The organism is Paenibacillus sp. V4I9 (genome assembly GCF_030817295.1).
Classification (GTDB): Bacteria; Bacillota; Bacilli; order Paenibacillales; family NBRC-103111; genus Paenibacillus_E.
Window position 1 is genome coordinate 3,441,875 of record NZ_JAUSZE010000001.1, and the last position, 18,732, is coordinate 3,460,606.

Consider the following 18,732-nt stretch of genomic DNA (forward strand, 5'->3'; position numbering starts at 1 on the left):
CAACCATTCCGACGTGTTATTTCCAACCGGCAAGTCTCAGTATTTCTTTCACAAATTCACTCTTAGCATTTGTGTATGCCGAACGCTCATTGCGAAATTGTTGTGTAAGTTTTAACTTCAAGTCACCGTAAATTTTCGAGTCTTCTGGATGAGCTCTTAAATAATCTCGAAATAGGATATGGCGTTTATATTCGGCGTTTCTTCCGTGCACACATACAAGTGATGCCAAGGTGTATTTTTCGGGGGGATGTACCTAAATCACCTTCATGGGCGCTAAACCAGGTACTGATGTACTTCCGACGTATTCTATCGTAACTACAAGGTCGGTTAATACCGGACGAACAAAGTCTCGTAACTCTTCATACAATCGAGCCCACTCGGGATCATATTGTATAACTGTTATATTTGAGCCCATATAACCATCTCCATCCCATGACATTTATTATATTCATTCGCATAGTTTTTTCATTTTCCTGCCGTGTTTCCACGCTATACTACCCGTTCGGAATAAGCCACCGAGCGAAGCCCGGCAGCCTATGCAATACAATATTATGGAGCTATCGTGCCCGTTAGTGGAGTCCTACAACTTTTTCTTCAACAAGAGCTCATCATCCTGATGATAGTTGCATTGTTCATAGGTTTTAAGCGCAGCATTGTTTCTTCTTCCTGTTAGTACTTTAACACTTTTCACTCCGCGTTTTTTTAGGTTTTCTTCCAAATAAAAAATTAATGAAGTGGCAATGCCCTTTCTTCGAGCAGCTTCCGCAACATACAATTCGGTAATCTCTCCTTGAAGTCCGTTATAACAGAATGATCGAAAGCTCTGAGTGCAACCAAAACCAACGACTTTGCCACCTATTTCTGCTACAGCAATCAATTCAGCACTGTCATTTAGGCTCTCAATTATGTCCATTGGCAGCCACCACTTTATATTAAATGCTTTATGCATCACATCTAGGTGTGCACCTAGCGTTATCCGTCAGTTGAATACAAACAATGATCTAATTAAACATGACGTACAGTTTCTGAGCTGTTTCTACACCAATTATAACGGCATGAGCGTATTCCACCTAACTCCGATTAGCGTAGCGACTTGAATGCGGCGCGGAGTTCTGCAGTGAAAAGTTCTGGCTGCTCCCACGCCGCGAAGTGTCCGCCCTTGTCGAGCTTGTTGTAATACATGAGTTTGGGATACGCCCGCTCTACCCAACTCTTCGGTGCTTGATAGAGCTCGTCGGGAAAGACGCTCACGGCAACCGGGATGGAGACGCCCTTGACGGTGAAAAAGGGGTACTTGTTCTCCCAGTAGAGACGAGCCGAAGAAATCGCCGTGTTAGTCAGCCAGTAGAGCGTGATGTTGTCGAGGACATCGTCTCGCGTAAGGCCTCCGGGGTGTCCGGCAAAGGCCTTCGAGATCAGCTCCAGACTACGCGCGTCATGGTCAATCATAAAGGCTGCCAAACCGACGGGCGAATCCGCCAGTCCGGTCAGCGTCTGCGGGCGCGTCCCCATCAATTGGGCGTAGCCGCTGTGCTTGTAAAAGAAGTCCATTTGCTTGTACGCGCGCTTTTCGTCATCTGAGAGACCGGAGGGCGGCGGGCTGCCGCACTTGAGCGCCTTATCAATATAGGCCGGAACCGTGCCAGGCATGTTGGAGTGAATGCCAACCAGTCCCGGAGGCGCCTGTACAGCCATCAAATCCGTGACAAGCGCACCCCAGTCGCCTCCCTGCGCCACATACTTTGTGTATCCAAGGCGCTTCATCAGCTCTGCCCAGGCACGTGCTATGTGGTCGGGATCCCAGCCGATCGTGGTTGGCTTGCCCGAAAATCCGTAGCCAGGCATCGATGGAATCACCAGATCGAAAGCGTCCGATGCCTTCCCGCCATATGCCGTGGGATTGGTAAGCGGTTCGATAATTTTCAGCAACTCGATGATCGAGCCGGGCCATCCGTGCGTGACGATGAGCGGCATAGCACCTTTATGCTTCGAACGAACGTGAATGAAGTGAATGTCCAGACCATCGATCTCGGTGATGAACTGCGGCAGGGCGTTCAGCTTCGCCTCGATCTTGCGCCAGTCGTAATCTGTCGCCCAATAGCGCGCGAGTTCCTGAATCGTCGCGAGCTGCACGCCTTGCGATTGATCCGAGACCGTTTCCTTATCTGGCCATTTTGTCGTGTTTATGCGCCTGCGCAATTCAGTAAGTTCCGCTTCCGGAACATTCACATGAAACGGACGAATGGCGTTCTTGTCTGTAGGTAGCTTTTTTATCTCCTTTTGATTAGTGTTGGAATTTTGGGGATTTGCTTGCGGATTCCCGCCTTTAGCATTGGCATTAGTACCGCAGACCGTCAATCCTAGGGACAGGACCAAAATCATTGCCAAACGAAACCAGTATCTGCTGCTCATAAGTAGTAACGCTCCATTCGGAAAGTTTTTATGGATACCCTTCCGTTAGATTCCATCCGAAGTGCAATTCTTATTCCATTTTTCGGAGTAAATGCTGAAACACCCAGCAGTCTAATACTTTATTTACCGAGTTTATCAAGAGATAATTTCAAAAAAATCAATAAAATAAGCCATTTGAGCATATTGGTCATGTATAATATGTCAAATAGCTTATTTTATTAATTGCTGAATGAACTAACGTTCTTCGTTTAGTTCAATCCGTAATAAAAATAGAGGAGCTCCATCGATGTAAGCTCCTCTGCTATCGTTCTTTGTTAGCGTACTCCCCTACTTTTCTTCAGATATCCTAAGCTACCGTCACGATGATGGGTTGATTTCGTCAAGGTTGTTCCCTTGCTGCCTTCGGGTGATCTTGCGGACTTTCTCTTTGTACTTCTTCACTTTTGCGTCCGGCAAGACGAGGTGTCGATACCTAGTACAAGATGAGTGGTGGTAATTCGTTCAATACGTTGATTTTGTCCATCGTTTTGTTTAAACTTCATAGTAAGAGCACCTCCTTGATGGTATTGGGTTTCTAACCCGTGCACAAACCCATCATACCGAGGCGCTCTTTTTTGACAAAGTCCAAATCTTAGTCCATACAGAGGGAGGAATGTTTAGAGCTTAATAACCCCTTCGTGTACGTATTAAACATTCTCCTTCTTGGAAATATATAGTTCATGAATCATTTTTTCATTTAGGTGCGATTTTTGAAATGAGGTAGCCAAATGTATAATCAAATTATTCAATGGTCTGTTTTTGTTCTTTCTTTAATTAGTTTACTCATAATCTTAAAGAAATCATCACTTATCGGAGATTGTTTATACGTATATCTAATTACCGTATTTTTTAGCAGTTTTATTCCCGTAATTCTAATTGAACAGCATTATTACGAACATCCCGTCCGATTTCTCAGTCAATACTTCTCATCAGCGGTTTTGTTCGATTATCTTGCATTCCCAACGTTAAATGTTCTCTTCAACCTAACAACGAAACGTTCGAAACTTGTCGGGGTATTGGCACAGGCTGTTTTATATAGTGCTCTAATGACAACAGTGGAATTCATTTTAGAAAGGTATACCGAATTAATTAAATACTACAGTTGGACCTGGATGCACTCTTTTGTAACCTTAATTGCATTTTTTTTGTTCGTGAGACTGTTAATGTCCCTTATCCGAACAGCGGATGAAAGAGAAAGGAGCAGAGGAGTGGGTTGAATCAGCCAAACCCCTTTGGCGTGGAAGCTCATGTTACTGGAGAGTTTCAGCTTCCGCAAGATATTATACCGATAATAGACCGCGATTTTCGCGGTCTATTATCGGTAAAGATTTATGACTCTCGACAGACTTATATATTAGGTGGTGTTGTCGGAGGACAAGAACATGATTTAGCCGCGATTTAAACGGCAGGATTTAGTACTAGATTTCCGTTATCCTATAGGCACAACGACTTCCGCCTGACAAGAGATACTCTACACGTTCGACAGAAACATGATCACCCAGTACCGATTGAAAGAGTTCAAGCTCGTTGCGACAAATACCGTTGCATACGCTGGCAGCCTCGATGATCGGACAATGCTTCTGTATAAATAAGTAACTTCCGTCTTCCTGCTCCTGTACTTCTGCGAAATACCCCTCGTTCATGCGCATCATGAACAGCTTTTGTAGCCTGGCCTTCAGATTCGTCGCATCCAATAATTGCTCTTGATATTGTTTCTACTGTGTAAGATTTTTGACCTCTAGTACTCTCTCAATCCCTTCTTCTCCGAATGACGCTCGGATCGATTGGAGCAAATCGACCGATAACTGCAAATATCCGTTAGGAAACCAACGATTCGCTACGGTCGTCAGCCTCCATATTTTAGCAGGTCTGCCCATTGGGCGGGCTTCTTCTTCATATTCAACGACCTGTTGATTCTGTAGTTCATATAAATGCTGACGCACTGCCATCCCCGTCAATGACAACTTGGACGCTAATGTAATGGCATCCATAGGTCCGTGCTGTTTCAGCAACGTAACAATCGCTCTTCTGGTGGATGTTACGGATGCTTGGTCTTTCTTATTCATCATTTCACTGCCTCCAATGGCCGGCTGGGTCCGAGCAATAACCGGAAAACCTACGATCACCGTCGGATCAGTAGGCCTTGAAGAACTCATGAGTTCATTGATGCAAGGGAAAGAGACCCAGAACACCAGCATTGAGGGCTTGATCGAAAGGCTCGATCGTAACGAATTTGATCTGGTGGCAGTCGGACGCTCTTTGTTGTCAGACCCTGCATGGGCCATGAAAATCCGGAGTGGACGGTTTGAAGAACTGAAATCTTTCACCATCGATGCGTTGAGGACCTTATATTGATGGTTGTTTTTCCAGTCGAATTTTTTGTACTAATGACTCCCTGCTATCAGACAAACATTAGTCCTTAAAATTAAAAAGCCACGCAGCAATTACTGCCTGGAAAATGTACCCCTTTCTATTTCTGTGGAACGGCTGTAAAGGTAATGGCGAGTTTGCAGAACAAGCGTTCTCCAGTCTCGAAGTGTAGCGTGTTTTGACATCTCGCTTGATGTACTTGCCGCTGAACTTATTTCCTCGAAGCTAAATTTTACAGGTTTACCTCCGACTTGCATTTCAACCTTATGCGGTTTGCCGTACAGAAGCTATGCCATTTCCGCCTCGGTGTAATCGGCCAGCTTTTTGTCGTTATCAAACAAACCTGACTGGGTACAAATGTTCCAATCCCAGCTGTCAACACCATTCTCTGGAAGCAAAATGGCGCCTTCCCTAAGTGATTTGGACTTGTCCAGCGATTTTTCCAAATCCACTCCGAGCTTGCAGCCGACGCCATTGCATTCCGGGCACATGCCTTGCTGGTCGTTAAAGGAAAAGGCGTGGCATTACCGGCGTAAGGTTGACCTACACGTGAGTATAACAGCCGCAGTATAGGTGCAGTATCGGTAATCGTGCCTATGGTCGAATGAGCGCCGCCACCCAAGCGTTTCTGGTCGACGTTAGCCAACAAGTTGATTTCAAAAGATTTATTAATCTCTGTTGTTTTAGAAGAGGATCATTTTTACCCCATTTTCCGTATTCAAGTTACGTTATCAAGTTGACTTCTCAGCATAGTTGTTTATATTTACATTCCAATCCGTGATTCTTGGCATATACTAATTTGACCAATAATCTTCATGTTAGAAATGAGGGATCACCATAATTAAACTGGACGATACCATTAAGCGAAAAATAAAAGGGAAGAAACACATTGGCTCTGGTGGAACGCGAATTGTGTACGATTTAGGAAACGGTTATGTTATAAAGATTGCCAAATCAAAAAACGGGATTAGTTGTAACCATATTGAAGTAAATATTTATAATTCCTTATTGAAACCAATTAAAAAATATTTAGCTAAGATTAAAGAGTACCATAAAGAATATCACTGGATTGCCATGAAAAAATATGATCGTAAATTTCCAGTTTCTTCAAATTACAAGCTAAAACTTAAGAAATTGGTAAAAACGTTTCGGGCAAATGGAATTATTCCTTCAAAGGGGATACGTCACTATTATAAACCACATGCACCGAACATTCGGTTAAAGCGGGGTGGCCAGATCGTGATCATTGATTATGGAGGTTTTAAATATGACCGTAAATAAAAAAATATCATCGGGTCTGGATCGAAACGAATTGCGAAGTAATCGATTATAGGAATGGATATTGATGGGTCAAATGGATAACATATCAAAACAATCCTTCATCTCAAAAAATATCTTCGGAAATTAGATAAACTAAGGGATTTTTTTGGCAAAATGACATTCCATATGAAATTAAAAGTAAGAATACAAATAAACCCAATTATAACACCGATCAAATTCCTTCATCGCTTAAACAATCTTCTTTTCATTACCAAGTAAGAATTCCAGTGTTAATCCCATTAACGTCATCCCTACTTCTCAAATAATTTGGCACACATGATACGATTCCTGGGATTGCCCGACGTACCGCTGAACAAATATTAGCCGAAATTGGGCAGCCTACCTTTGCTCATGGATCGGTCTTGTGCCATGCCACAACGAAAGTGCTGGTAAACGAAAACCCTCGAAAACTCGCAAAGAAAACAAATATCTCCGATCTACACTTTTTTAAGCTTCACAATCCGTATGCAGATCTGACAATTATCTCGGAGCCCTATACAGGCGAATCGCAGCACGTAAAGGTGGTCGTAAAGCGGCTGTTGCTGTTGCACACACCAAAAACGAATGCAAGGTGTCATCGTCAAACAATTCATTCGTAAGCTAGAGAACCTTGGTTTTACAGTAACAATCGCTGCTCCCGACGCCTCATAATAACTCGCTCATATTAAAACACGAGACGCAGCCTTTTTAAAAAAACGTCATAGCTGCGCCTAGTTTCGTATTGCCATTTTCTTGTCCCCGACCTTGATGTTTGAACACTCGAACGTGTTTCCTTCATCCACATCTCGTTTACGCCTTCACCAGTTTTCTCTATATCTGTGACTCTCCCACTCGCATCGCCTTTTCCAGAATCAATAGCAGTAATCTCAGCGCCTTCCCTTTATACTCAATATCAGCATTATCCCGCATTTCGTACCAGACAGCATCTGGCATTTTCTTATCTAGATTTAGGAATTTGTCGGGCGAAACGACTAGAAACCTTCCATCGTTGTCGATAGCGTTGATTTTTCTACTAACCCTAGCATTACAGCCTCACTGTAATTCATATATATACCCCCTTCTCCTATTTTTATAGGACGTATAATAACAAGTATGTTGCCTCTACCAGGGTATAAAACAACCGGATTTGGTACAAAGGTTACATGCCTATTTATTTATATCTAGGGTGCATACCCAATCAAGCATTTATGGACATACGTATCTATGTATCAGTGTAAATGAACTCATGGCATGAGTTAGAAAGGGGAAACAAGATCCCATGCAGCCTGAGGAAGAGACGAAACAGAGAATATTGGAGACTTATGGGCTTCCTATAGTGTTTGTTCCCAATGGTGGACAGTTCAATGATGCGGTTCGGTTCTATGCGGAAGGCAAAGAATTTTGTTATACCTTTAGTCAGGAACAAGTAGGGATGACCTTCTTTGAGTTTGATCCTAAACTATCGTTTTTTCATAAACCGAGTCTGGCTCTGCGTTTTTTGAATGCCCGTTCTGACGTGACCCCTGAAGGAACATCACCGGAAACAGGACGCGGTAGCGATCCTAATGAACATTATTCGAATCTCCCCATCTATCGGGAAGTCGTCTACCGGCAGATGTGGCCTGGCATTGATGTGGTATTTCAAGGACACGAAGGGAATATGAAATATGATGTGATGCTGCAGCCGGGTGCCCGGATGGAGGATATTCGGTTCATCTGTGAGGGGGCAGACGAGATCCGGATCGATGATTCCGGTAATTTATTGATCGTTACCCCCTTCGGGACGTTCATGGACCTCAAACCGGTGGATTATCAGAAAAAGGATCACATCCAAAACCCAGTCGAATACCGGTTTGTAATTAGGGCCGAAGCGGATGGAAGCCAAAGCGTTGGATTTGAGATGACCGAAGGTTATCATACAGGTTATTCTTTGGTCGGTAACGCATACGTGACTGAAGACACTAATTCCGCCAATTTCCCCACCGCGCCCGGCGCCTTTGCCATACGAATTACCTGCCCCGTAATGCAAGGACCAACGGGACTTCTAGGGGAATCCGGACCTGTCAGTTTACCAGATCCTCAAATAACCCTAGGACTGGAAGGCTACCCCGAGCCTCCTGAAACGCAAGGATTACAATGTGAGCCTGGACCTTTCGGGCCGCCGGGTTCTCGAAAAAACAATAAACGAAAACGAATAAGTAAAACGAATAGAATAACATGCAACCAATCACTGAGAGCAGATCTTGTATCATTAGACAAAAATATCAAAAAAATGATACAAGGTAAAAACATTATCGGTTTGGGTTCAAGACGAGTTGTATATGATCTGGGTAATGGTTACGTTCTAAAGGTAGCCAAGTCTAAATATGGGATAAAAAGTAACAAGAAAGAAGTAACAATATGCATGACATCCCCAACCGATATAAAAAAACATCTTGGCCACATCCTAAAGCACGATGATAGATATAATTGGATAATAATGAAAAATTATAAAACAAATTTCCGGAGAAATAAGGAAAACATGAAAAAATTTTTTAATATGAAAGGGAAATTTAGGAGAAATCGAATAATTCCTTATGAGATTTCAGGTCGTGATGGACCCAATTATCAAAACTTGCGTCTTAATTCTGACGGGGAGATCGTTGTGATTGACTATGGAAATTTTAAATATCAATATTAATTGTGCGTTTTGTTCAACTAGCGGGAGTGATTGTTGAAATATTCAGTAATACCAGTCGATGTCACCACACCCATCCGCAGTGCTTACAAAATTTTTCCTTGGCCACCACTCACCGAAGCCTAATTATGGTATATTTTGTAACTTATTATCAATGTTGAATAGAATAACACGACACCTTTTGACGAGAGGGGATCATTGTTACATGAAAAAGAAGATTAAAAAAATGAAAGTTATCGGGGTAGGTAAGTGGCGAATAGTATATGATTTGGGTAATCGCCGTGTAATAAAAGTGGCTAAATCTAAAAATGGGAGATTAAGCAACAAGAAAGAAATAATTGTATATAAATCAGCTCCATCTAGGATCAAAAAACACCTGGGAAAAATCACAACTTATGGCTATGGATATCGCATTTTAGTAATGAAAAAGTACAGTCGGATGTTTCCCAGATCAAAAAAATATAAACGAAAACTATTCTCTTTGAGAAGGACATTCATGAGGAATGGAATCATTCCTCATGATCTTAATTCTAATAACCTACGTTTAAAAAGTAATGGACGAATCGTTTTTATTGATTATGGGAATTTTGAAAACCGCCGCAAAAAGTGAAATGCACACGTATTTTTAAATTCTGGGAGGAGATATCGTGAGCCAAAGAAAGCGGGGAATATCGATCATTACGTGTACGAATAGGCCAAGTTTTATTGGTAATGTCTTGGAAAATTATAAAAGACAGCGTTACCCGATAAAAGAATTAATTATCGTATTAAATAAAAACGGCATGAAATTATCCAAGTACCGCAAAAAAACAAAAGACCATAAAAATGTTTCCGTTTACAAGAGGCGGGAAAAAGTTTCTTTGGGTGAGTGTCTGAATTACGCAATAAAACGGACGAAGCACCCCTATATTGCAAAATTCGATGATGATGACTACTACTCCAAATATTATTTGACAGAGCAGATAAAGGCAATGCGTCGTTCGAAAGCACATGTTGTGGGAAAAAGAGCTTATCTGGCTTTTATCAAAAGGAAAAATCTGCTCATCCTCCACTCACCCAAAAAACAACATAAATACGTGAAATGGGTGACCGGTGGAACCATTTTTTTTAAAAGGCGTGTTTTTAATAAAGTCCGATTTCCAAAAGTTTCACTAAATGAAGATGTGATCTTTGCAAAGAGATGCAGGATTAATCACTTTAAAGTATACTCCTCAAGTCCTTACAATTATGTAATGATCCGCAGAAAAAACAAAAAAGGCCACACATGGAAAGCCAGTGACGACCATCTTCTATCAAGAAGCCAGATAGTTGCAAAAACCAGGGATTTCCGAAAAATGGTCACCCGAGCAAAATAAGATATTTCAAATCAATCTAACACATATGCACCAAATTCCCCACTTTCCATGACGACGTCGAACGTATCTCCTAATTCTTTAAAGAAACCAATACCCCTTTATTTCGGCGCTCCACCCTTTTTAAAAATGAATGAGCTGCATCTTCTTTACTATTTCCACTACACAATTCTGCCCGTTCGTATTATGAGGTCACCAGATCTTTCTGGTCGACCTCTTTTTTGTAAGGTCGTAAGATAGCGGTAGCCGGGGATCGCAGTGATTTCCTAGGCGTAAACGCCATAGTAAGACGAATAAATGAGGGTTTTCGCATCCATCCAATGGATGGGCTATTGCTCAGGCTCTATCGTGGAATAAAAACATCCTCGATGACAACAGGTCCCTTCCCTTTTTGCTCCAAAATAAAAGCGTAGCTTGTTCCGTCAGACTTCTGCTCCCCACCGAGCTTTCCCCCTCTGGGATGAGCAATCGAGGCGCATATTCCTGAGCCTGTTCACCGTTAGCTGAACAAACTCTTTAATCCACGCCTTTATATGATTTACTTCTCGTTACAATCGATATTTCTGTACTTGCTTTTTCAATAGCATCATCTGCCCAATATGGTATGCGTTATGGATACACAAATTTGATATCACACCCCACCACTGAGCATTGAAGTAGGACGGTATTCTTTTTTCCAGTTTAGAATCGTCACAGTTCGTAATAACTTCTCGCCATTGTACAAACCCATTACTTAACCTCCGAATGGTCTCATTCCAACTTGCTTCATTCTGCTTCAAGTGTTCCAATTCAAAAGTTTCATCGTTCGTTATATTACTTTTTTCAAATAAATCATCGTTAATAAACCGATTTAGCCACTTTTCATTCCAGAAAATGAGATGGTTCGCAATCTCACAGATGGAGTGAGGATAGTCATCTGCTTTCCAGACTGCATCATTTACAGATACATCATTTAAAATCGTTTTAGATGGTTTAAACCAACTTTCATCATCATGACAAGCGGCTAATTGATCAAGTAATACTTCCTTCACATTAATCAGCATTACCACCTCCAAAGTTATAACATTAGGGATCCAAGAATTGGAGAGAAATGAAGTAGCAAGAACGTTTTTTGAAAAGCTGACTGAGTCTAATAAGAAAACTCTTTTATTGAATGGATTGAAGTAGCCCAGAAACAAGTGACAAGATTAAGACGAATGAAGTTTTTTTGGAATTATAATTGACGAATCTGTAACATTTTTGAAAGAGTTCTATCTGAATAATTAAAAATTGAACTATTGTATTCCTTTTTGATTTTTATGGAGTTAATCTGCCTGTTAGAACTAAAGGCTGCACGTGGCAGCCTTTAGTTTGTTCAACAATAGTTTTCCGGTAGTTGAATCCATATATCGCATAATAATTTTGTGCAATCGTTTATAAATGTCATTTTATCTTTGCAAATATGTATGTATCCCTTAATTCAATTCCATCAACTGAGAGGTCTTCGTTCTTAATAATACCTTCGAGGTTAAACTTCAACCGTTCAGGTATCGCCTTGCTTTTCGTATTTTTAGTATCACAGCGTATTTCCAATCTCCGAGCATTCAAATGATAAAATGCAAAATCACAGATACCCTGAACTGCTTCATTCATATACCCTTTTCCGCTATAACGTGTATCAATCCAATAGCCTATTTCAAATTTGCGTACATCCCAGTCAATGTTATGTAAGCTGGAAGAAGCTATAAACTGCCCAGAATCCTTCAGAAATACAAGTAGTCTTAGGTTCTCTCGGCGTAAAAACCTAATGTATGCCTCTCTTATCCCAACTTCTGAATCATATTCGGAATGCTGAGCCTGCGCCCACTTCATCCAAGGCTTTAACTCTTCAATTGAAGCATTGACAGCCTCACTTACAACCTTACCATCCCCTGGTTTTGGCATTCTAATCATTAGTCGTTCTGTATAAAACTCGTCTGGAAAATCAATCATAATCGGATTCATATCATAGCCTCTTTTTTACTTCTATCATACAAAATAATCCAATTTATTAAAACCAAAAGGTTGAGTTACATACTGCCCTTACTCCTTCATTAAATTGTCCAATGTAAAAAGGGCCATTTCCGTTATGTACTGCATATACTCGCTGTCCAATATGATCACCTCAATAGAAATAGACAAATTCGCATTCGGTTAGGTTCCATTTTTTCCGCAGGGATGATGAAAAATATTCTCTCTGTTCTAGCTACCCCATCCCTCTCCTCTGAGACGGAAAAAAGACCTTTTCTCCTAAGTAATAACACATCAGAATAAATATCGATGTTTTTCTCTTCAATATTTTAAAGCCTCTGAATTCGGCTTGACCAGCTGGCCGGATATTTTCTGAGCGACCGCATCGGCGATCGCTCGGTAGCCTGCTTCATTTGGATGGATTGTATCCTGCATGAACGGATGCTCCGGCCGAACCTGACGTCCAAACACGAGGCTGGGGACATCGAGAATATCGACACGCGGATCATAGTCCCGGAAGCTATGGTACACGTCCCAAAGCTGATCGGAGTAAAGCTGCGCGTTCTCAATATCTAGATGAATATAGCTCCAGCGATTCACTGACAGGAATGGATTCGGTATGCGTAGCAGCACCCCACCGTGAGTTTCCTTCAAGAGCCTGTCCACGACGAGCTTCAGATCGGCTTTAATCTGCGTAGGGCTGCTTTCCCGAATGTCGTTGATCCCATATGACACGACATACAAGTCTGCCTGGTCTTGAATCACATTGTCGAGTGTATTGTCGTGGGTAGCGATTTGGTTAACAAAATGATGCAGCGTATTGCCGCTGGAGCCGCGGTTGCGGATTCGTGCCCCTTCCAGAACGCCTCCGGGAGCCCCATAGATCTCGGCCAGCTGTTCATATAGTCCCTGAGCCGCTTCTGTCGTACTATCGCCGACGAAGTTGATGAGCTTACCTGATTTGGAGCTCTGATAGAACGTTTGAATCGATTCGTCCGTCTTCCCGGAGGACGAAACAGGTAGCGGAAGCGAGAAGATCAAGGAGAACGCCAAACCGAGCTTCCACGAGTTCATTCTGCTATGCATCATCCTGATCATTCCTTTCTAGGCAAAAGTTGAAATGTCATTATATTACTTATGCAAATCTGTTTCCTCACTCACTAAGGTTCCCTGCGTAAGTCACTTCATACACTTCCGGTGTCCTCGTGTCGGGCCTTCACAAGGCTTCACCACCAGTAGACCGAACAGCTCTCACAGCAAAAACTATTGTGCGCTCGCAAAAAAAAAGACAGCTCCAAATGTATGCAAGGGTAATTGTTTAAAAACCGTAATAAAACGTTATTTATTATTCATCTGGCATTAATCAGCGAGGGTTATAATGGGGACCCAGACCACTAATGAGAAGGAGTGAGTTTATGATAAACGCTGTAAATACAACGGTTGAGGACTATCAACTTGGTACTGAGAGTGAAGAGGTCATCTGGATCAAGGATAGAGCTTTCGTAGTTAGGCCAGCTACAAACGAAGATATTGAGCGAATTGGAAAAGGGTATTTTATTTTGGATTATCCAACAACATTCGAGGAAGATATGAAAGTGGCCAAGGATAAGTAATTTACCTTTCAAAAAAAGATACATACAAGTTCAAAGGAAGTCCAATATAGCCATTAAAAATAAGCGATTGAATACAATGTTAGACATTTTATTGGCAAAATAAGAATGGATAGAGTTTTCAGAATACATCTGAATCCCTATCCATTCTTTTGTTCATTTACAATTACATTTTGACTTGTCAAAAAACACTATTAATTGCTATCGTTCTGTGTTAGTTGAATAGATATCCCCGAACGGATTGATAAGGGCCAGAACCTGATGATCCACCAGCACCCCGTTGATCTTGACGTTGCTTCACTCACGAAATCGAAGGATTTGTAGATTTTCATACCTAATACTGAACTACACTATTTTCAATGTCAAAATTGCATTTAAAAGATCAAAGATCGTTATTTCCGCCACCCCATGCAACACTTCAACAAAGTCGGATTAAACTCATCGAGAAAAACCTTTGTTAAATAAAATTAAATTTCATGTATATTATTGAATGTTGAAATATTATTTTGTATGCTAAAAGCAGCCGAAATTTTTTATAACATTTGCCAAGAGAAAAGAAGAAAGGAGGACACCCGTTTATTCGGCTTTCATGTAAGCGAATACATAACGAGAAGGAAGTGAATCCCATTGAAGAAATCTGTTCAAAGTCGCACAGCATTAATCCCTTTTACCATGGTCTTATTATTGTTCTTGAGCACAATCATATTCGGTGTACCCGTTGCTAGCGCGGACACGGAGGCTGCTTTGAGCACAGATGTGCAGGCGTTAGCCGGCATTCAGGCTGCCGCCGGTGTGGAAGGCTTTGAGCAAACGGCTAATCTCTTCTCGTCCTCGGCGAGGGCGACTGCAAGCATCGGACTTATCGGACGACCTGAAACGATTTATTACGGCTATCATGTTATTAAATTGTCCTACGATTTTACCGGTACGACCGGAACGTCGGCGGCTTACGTCAACTTCAAGGATCCGGACGGTACAACGGGCAGAACGCTGCAGGGACTTCCGAAGAGACTCGGCCTCTGGGTGTACGGCGATGGCAACAACCATTGGCTGCGCGCTCAAGTCAAAGATTCGGCGGGAACTGTCTCAGCGCTTGACTTCACCTCCAGCAACGGGCTGAACTGGACCGGATGGAAGTACATCACTGTATCCGTTCCGAGCTCGCTGAGAGCTCCGATCAAGCTTAATCAAATCTATGTCGCGGAGACAAAAGACAACAACAAAAACAAAGGTGCGCTTTATTTTGACCAGTTGACGGCGTTTTACACGGATTCGACTGTTTACGGGCTCGATTTAGTGGATCTGCCTCTGCTTCAGGTTGGGGAATCGAAGAAGGCGCAAGTATTCGCGACTTACCAGAACGCAGCGGAGCCGGTCCCCGTTACAAGCGGGCTATCTTTCCGTAGTAGCAACGAGCAGGTCGTAACCGTCGACGCAAACGGCACAGTCCGGGCGCTGCAGTCAGGCACAGCGACAATCTATGCCTCCTATGGGACGGCTCCTGAAGCATCTTACGTGCTGACCGTCTCAACGAGCGCAGCCGTGCCTTCTAGAATAGAGCAATCTTCCTTGGAGAAGCTGGAATCGGGCTCTACGAATAAAATTCGCCTGTACGCAGTGTACACGGATATGACCGAACCCGTTACCGTACTGAGCGGAGCAACATTTGAAAGCAGTGCTCCTGATATTGCAACCGTCGATGCCGATGGCTTAGTGAAAGCCGTAAAACCTGGAACGACAATGATCACAATGTCCTATAAAGGCGTCTCAACAGCTTATACGCTGAATGTAAACGCCCCTGTACCGATATTGCAGAGCATCAAGCTGACTGAGCTCCATACGATGACGGTTGGCGATACCTTGCAGGCGAAAGTGCTTGGCACCTACACATGGCTTACGGAGCAAGTCGAGCTGACTAGCGGCGTTACGTATACGAGCAGCAACCCGGCAGTCGCTGCGGTGGGTGTAAGCGGTGTTGTTACGGCGCTGAAATTCGGCACCTCCCGGATTACTGCGACGTATGGCGGGAAAACGAGTGATTTCTACTTGACGGTGAACAAAGTGGCCGCCATTCCGAAGTCCGAGCTCAGAGCAGCGTGGATCGCTACAGTCGACAATATAGACTGGCCGAACAAAAGCGTAACGGACCAGGAGCAACAAAAGCGCGATTTCACAAAGCTTCTGGAGCAGCTGCAAACTACGGGGATCAACGCTGTCATCGTGCAGGTAAAGCCGACTGCGGATTCCTTTTACCCTTCCCAATTCGGTCCTTGGTCGGAATGGCTGACGGGCGTGCAGGGCAAGGATCCCGGCTATAACCCGCTTGCGTTCATGATGGAGGAAGTGCATAAACGAAATATGGAGTTCCACGCTTGGTTCAACCCGTATCGGATCAGCCTGCAGGATCGTCTCGACAAACTGGTGCCGGATCACCCTGCACGCCAGCATCCGGACTGGGTCGTTTCGTATGGCGGGAAGTTGTATTTCAACCCGGGAATTCCGGAAGCGAAGCAATTCATCATGGACGGCATTATGGAAGTCGTGAAAAATTATGATATCGACGCGGTTCATTTTGACGATTATTTCTATCCGTACCCGGTCAGCGGTGTCGACTTCCCCGACCAGGATGCTTTTCAGAAATACGGCACGGGCTTTGCAAGCAAAGCGGACTGGAGACGTAACAACGTCAATTCGTTCGTACAGGAGATAGGCACCAGAATCAAGCAGGAGAAAAGCTACGTCAAATTCGGTATCAGTCCGTTCGGCATCTGGAAAAATAAAGGGGAAGATCCGGCAGGCTCCGATACGAACGGTCTCAGCAGCTACGACGCCATCTATGCGGACTCGAAAAAATGGGTTGACCAGCAGTGGATCGATTACATCGCACCGCAAATCTATTGGTACATGGGCTATTCGCCGGCCGCCTACGACAAGCTGATCGAATGGTGGAACGGCGCGGTTGCCGGCAAAAACGTTCACCTCTATAGCGGCCAGGCCACCTATCGCATCGGCTCAAATGATCCAGGTTGGCTGAACCCGAACGAAATGCGGGACCAAGTAAGCTATAATCGCAATTTCGGTAACGTCAAAGGAAGCATCTTCTTCAGTGCCAAATGGCTGCCGGCGAATCCGCTGGGCTTTACGGACCGGTTAAAAACCGATCTCTACCGCTACCCTACCCTTGTCCCTGCGATGCCTTGGCTCGACGATCAAGCCCCGAACGCCCCTGTTCTCGCTTCCGCCTTCCGCAAACCATCCGGTGTGGAGCTGACTTGGGCGAATGGTCTAGCAGACGCAGCCTACAATGTCGTTTACCGTTTCGAGGGCAATACGGCAGGAAGCTTGCAGGATGCGTCGAAGATCGTCGCTACCGTCCGCAAGCAGGAGGGCGCGAAGGGATCGTTCATCGACCGGACTGCCGTTGACGGCGCGCGGTATACTTATGTCATTACCGCTGTGGACCGCCTCCACAACGAAAGTGCGGCCAGCAACGCGATTGCGATAACGAACGTACTTGATGTGACAGCACCTGTGACGACGGCAACCATTGAAGGAACGATGCATAACGGCTGGTACGTTTCGGAGGCGACCGTGAAGCTTACGGCGACAGACGACCTGACCGGCGTCAGTTCCACGCAATACAGCACCGACAACGGCGTAAGTTGGCAGCCGTACGGCGGGCCTGTTACCGTTGAGGCCGACGGAGTGACCCCCCTTCTTTACCGGTCCGAGGATGCCGCCGGCAACGTGGAAATAGCGAAAAGCATGGAAATTCGCATCGACCGTTCAGCCCCAGTGATTCAAATGGGCGGCGGGACCACTTTCTCCGTAGACCAAACCGTTCAAATAAAATGTACCGCTTCCGATACGGTTTCTGGCCTCGTCTATAATCCGTGCACCGCGAACCTTGTCGATGCTCCGGCCTATGAGCTGGGTCTTGGCTCGCACGTCGTGACCATCGACGTTCAGGATGCCGCCGGCAACGCAGCATCTGCATCGTTTACATACACGGTGCAGACGACAATTAGTTCCGTTGCGAACGTAACCCGTACATTTGTGATAGGACCGGGTGCAGTCGGGGTTACGAACTCGCTTGTGAAAAAGCTTGAGCACGGTAATTACGATGCTTTTATCAATGAAGTGCAGGCACAAACCGGCAAAAGGCTGACGATGCAACAGGCTGACGTCTTGATCCGTTTGGCGGCGTCTCTGCAATAAATCGTAATCTAGTTAAAAACTCCCTTGTTCCGTCCGGAACAAGGGAGTTTAATATTCGAGGTTGTATCTTTACAAATGAATCTTCGAAAGAAAAAATATTTAACTAGATCATAACCTTTCTTTAATTACCTGTCATACACAACCTCACCCAAATCGTGATATTAAATAATATTTTTTGAAAAAAATGTACTTCATCTATAATTTAACACAAAATTTCCGTTTATTTGGTAATTATATTTAACTATCCTACCCGATCAAATTGGCAGAAACGGGCTTTTTGCCGATTTCACGCGCCCAAACTGACAGTTGCCCGATATGGTGTATTTCATGGGCGATTACATGACGCATGACTTCCCCCCATGCATAAGATGCGCTGCTACCATCTGGCCTTATGTCAGTAAAGATCTTTTTTTCCAATTTCTCCTCCCAGTTCCGTACAAATGGTCTTACCTCCTCTTGGAATTCAGCATCTAGCTTGCGGACCATCTCCAGTCTATTGTAAACTTCAAAGTTTTCTTGGAAATCTTGCTTCCCTTGCAAAGATCGAATCCAGCTCCACTCTACGTCAATGATATGGAAAAGTGTACGCAAAATTCCCCCTGCCCCTCCGATTCTATCCCGAAGTAACTCCTCTGGTGAAATATCTTCACACCACCGATACCAATCTTCCCTGACTTGCCAATTGTAATGGAACATGGTTTGCAATACATTCACTCCATTCTTATAAAGGAATTTATCTAAATTCCAATTAAGTATATGATAAGCA

The 18,732-nt window shown here is 43.7% G+C and carries 18 protein-coding genes and 2 pseudogenes; 9 read left to right on the forward strand and 11 right to left on the reverse strand.

The features are described 5' to 3' along the window. Nucleotides 1–16 precede the first annotated feature (16 nt). The 4 genes from QFZ81_RS37380 to QFZ81_RS16065 all read right to left on the reverse strand — a co-directional run bounded on the left by QFZ81_RS37380 (nt 17) and on the right by QFZ81_RS16065 (nt 2,412). Nucleotides 17–211, reverse strand: coding sequence for a GrpB family protein (locus QFZ81_RS37380; RefSeq protein ID WP_373463777.1), 195 nt, complete (start codon nt 209–211; stop codon nt 17–19). A gap of 42 nt (nt 212–253) precedes the next feature. Continuing rightward, nucleotides 254–439 carry a GrpB family protein gene (locus QFZ81_RS37385; protein WP_373463681.1) on the reverse strand — a complete coding sequence of 62 codons (186 nt, stop codon included), beginning with the start codon at nt 437–439 and terminating at the stop codon, nt 254–256. Nucleotides 440–580: 141 nt separating this feature from the next. Further along, nucleotides 581–913 (reverse strand): GNAT family N-acetyltransferase, encoded by a 333-nt coding sequence (locus tag QFZ81_RS16060; protein ID WP_307603521.1) that lies wholly within the window; start codon nt 911–913, stop codon nt 581–583. Nucleotides 914–1,080: 167 nt separating this feature from the next. Further along, entirely contained in the window at nt 1,081–2,412 is a 1,332-nt protein-coding gene (locus QFZ81_RS16065) for an epoxide hydrolase family protein (protein WP_307603523.1), read from the reverse strand. Nucleotides 2,413–3,179: 767 nt separating this feature from the next. On the opposite strand from QFZ81_RS16065, the gene QFZ81_RS37390 reads away from it, so the two are divergent. Both QFZ81_RS37390 and QFZ81_RS16070 read left to right on the forward strand, forming a co-directional pair. Further along, nucleotides 3,180–3,668, forward strand: coding sequence for a CBO0543 family protein (locus QFZ81_RS37390; protein WP_373463682.1), 489 nt, complete (start codon nt 3,180–3,182; stop codon nt 3,666–3,668). Beyond that, a complete protein-coding gene (locus QFZ81_RS16070) occupies nt 3,665–3,853 on the forward strand; it encodes a hypothetical protein (protein WP_307603525.1) in 189 nt (62 codons plus the stop codon). The genes QFZ81_RS37390 and QFZ81_RS16070 overlap by 4 nt, the downstream gene beginning before the upstream one ends. A gap of 16 nt (nt 3,854–3,869) precedes the next feature. Here QFZ81_RS16070 and QFZ81_RS16075 read toward each other — a convergent pair whose 3' ends face one another. The 3 genes and pseudogenes from QFZ81_RS16075 to QFZ81_RS16085 form a co-directional block, all read right to left on the reverse strand. Then, nucleotides 3,870–4,145, reverse strand: coding sequence for a helix-turn-helix transcriptional regulator (locus tag QFZ81_RS16075; protein WP_307603527.1), 276 nt, complete (start codon nt 4,143–4,145; stop codon nt 3,870–3,872). Nucleotides 4,146–4,166: 21 nt separating this feature from the next. Further along, nucleotides 4,167–4,520, reverse strand: a complete 354-nt coding sequence (locus QFZ81_RS16080; RefSeq protein ID WP_307603529.1) for a helix-turn-helix transcriptional regulator — start codon at nt 4,518–4,520, stop codon at nt 4,167–4,169. A gap of 472 nt (nt 4,521–4,992) precedes the next feature. After that, nucleotides 4,993–5,494 (reverse strand): annotated as a pseudogene (locus tag QFZ81_RS16085) (excinuclease ABC subunit UvrA); the annotation flags it as partial. 239 nt (nt 5,495–5,733) lie between these two features. On the opposite strand from QFZ81_RS16085, the gene QFZ81_RS16090 reads away from it, so the two are divergent. The 5 genes and pseudogenes from QFZ81_RS16090 to QFZ81_RS16110 all read left to right on the forward strand — a co-directional run bounded on the left by QFZ81_RS16090 (nt 5,734) and on the right by QFZ81_RS16110 (nt 10,152). Further along, entirely contained in the window at nt 5,734–6,102 is a 369-nt protein-coding gene (locus QFZ81_RS16090) for a hypothetical protein (protein ID WP_307442707.1), read from the forward strand. 317 nt (nt 6,103–6,419) lie between these two features. After that, nucleotides 6,420–6,792, forward strand: a pseudogene (locus QFZ81_RS37590) (transposase); the annotation flags it as partial. 607 nt (nt 6,793–7,399) lie between these two features. Beyond that, a complete protein-coding gene (locus QFZ81_RS16100; RefSeq protein WP_307603531.1) occupies nt 7,400–8,800 on the forward strand; it encodes a DUF7948 domain-containing protein in 1,401 nt (466 codons plus the stop codon). A 202-nt stretch (nt 8,801–9,002) separates the two neighbouring features. Then, nucleotides 9,003–9,407, forward strand: coding sequence for a hypothetical protein (locus QFZ81_RS16105; protein WP_307442703.1), 405 nt, complete (start codon nt 9,003–9,005; stop codon nt 9,405–9,407). A 37-nt stretch (nt 9,408–9,444) separates the two neighbouring features. Then, nucleotides 9,445–10,152 carry a glycosyltransferase family 2 protein gene (locus tag QFZ81_RS16110; protein ID WP_307603533.1) on the forward strand — a complete coding sequence of 236 codons (708 nt, stop codon included), beginning with the start codon at nt 9,445–9,447 and terminating at the stop codon, nt 10,150–10,152. A 545-nt stretch (nt 10,153–10,697) separates the two neighbouring features. Here QFZ81_RS16110 and QFZ81_RS16115 read toward each other — a convergent pair. The 3 genes from QFZ81_RS16115 to QFZ81_RS16125 all read right to left on the reverse strand — a co-directional run bounded on the left by QFZ81_RS16115 (nt 10,698) and on the right by QFZ81_RS16125 (nt 13,227). Further along, complete coding sequence (locus QFZ81_RS16115; RefSeq protein ID WP_307442701.1) at nt 10,698–11,192, reverse strand: DinB family protein; 495 nt, start codon at nt 11,190–11,192, stop codon at nt 10,698–10,700. Nucleotides 11,193–11,571: 379 nt separating this feature from the next. Further along, nucleotides 11,572–12,132: a GNAT family N-acetyltransferase gene (locus tag QFZ81_RS16120; protein WP_307442700.1), complete on the reverse strand. Its 561-nt coding sequence runs from the start codon at nt 12,130–12,132 to the stop codon at nt 11,572–11,574. 327 nt (nt 12,133–12,459) lie between these two features. Then, complete coding sequence (locus QFZ81_RS16125) at nt 12,460–13,227, reverse strand: SGNH/GDSL hydrolase family protein (RefSeq protein ID WP_307442699.1); 768 nt, start codon at nt 13,225–13,227, stop codon at nt 12,460–12,462. Between the two features lie 326 nt (nt 13,228–13,553). Between QFZ81_RS16125 and QFZ81_RS16130 the strand changes: the two genes are divergently transcribed. Together QFZ81_RS16130 and QFZ81_RS16135 are read left to right on the forward strand one after the other, a co-directional pair. After that, nucleotides 13,554–13,751, forward strand: a complete 198-nt coding sequence (locus tag QFZ81_RS16130) for a hypothetical protein (RefSeq protein WP_307603535.1) — start codon at nt 13,554–13,556, stop codon at nt 13,749–13,751. A 624-nt stretch (nt 13,752–14,375) separates the two neighbouring features. Continuing rightward, nucleotides 14,376–17,966 carry a family 10 glycosylhydrolase gene (locus QFZ81_RS16135; RefSeq protein WP_307603537.1) on the forward strand — a complete coding sequence of 1,197 codons (3,591 nt, stop codon included), beginning with the start codon at nt 14,376–14,378 and terminating at the stop codon, nt 17,964–17,966. A 246-nt stretch (nt 17,967–18,212) separates the two neighbouring features. Here the strand turns inward: QFZ81_RS16135 and QFZ81_RS16140 are convergent, their stop codons facing one another. Beyond that, nucleotides 18,213–18,671: a DinB family protein gene (locus QFZ81_RS16140; RefSeq protein ID WP_307603539.1), complete on the reverse strand. Its 459-nt coding sequence runs from the start codon at nt 18,669–18,671 to the stop codon at nt 18,213–18,215. Between the last annotated feature and the right edge of the window lie 61 nt (nt 18,672–18,732).